The sequence below is a fragment of the Pauljensenia sp. UMB6358 genome (assembly GCF_030216865.1).
Classification (GTDB): Bacteria; Actinomycetota; Actinomycetes; order Actinomycetales; family Actinomycetaceae; genus Pauljensenia; species Pauljensenia turicensis_A.
In genome coordinates, this window is record NZ_JASOMS010000244.1 from 1 (window position 1) to 247 (window position 247).

Sequence of the window (247 nt, forward strand, 5' to 3'; positions counted from 1 at the left end):
TGGATACGAAAGCGTCCGCGGCGGTGCGCTCAGCGGTCTCCGGGGCGGTGGCCCGGGCGATGGCCGAGGCCGGGATGGTCGACCCGCGCGCAAAGAAGAAGGGCAAGAAGAAGCCCAAGCTGCCTGCTCCCAAGGTGGTAAAGGGGCCCAGCATCAAAGAAGAGGAAGGGCTTTCCTCCTGGCCAAGTCAGCACGCCCTCCCCGATTCGGTGGTCACCACGGGAGCAAGTATGACTGTGCGCGCCTA

The 247-nt window shown here is 65.2% G+C and carries 1 protein-coding gene; it reads left to right on the forward strand.

The window, feature by feature from the left end:
- Nucleotides 1–59: 59 nt before the first annotated feature.
- The coding region (locus QP381_RS09320; protein WP_285068754.1) for a hypothetical protein at nucleotides 60–247 on the forward strand (188 nt) is incomplete at its 3' end.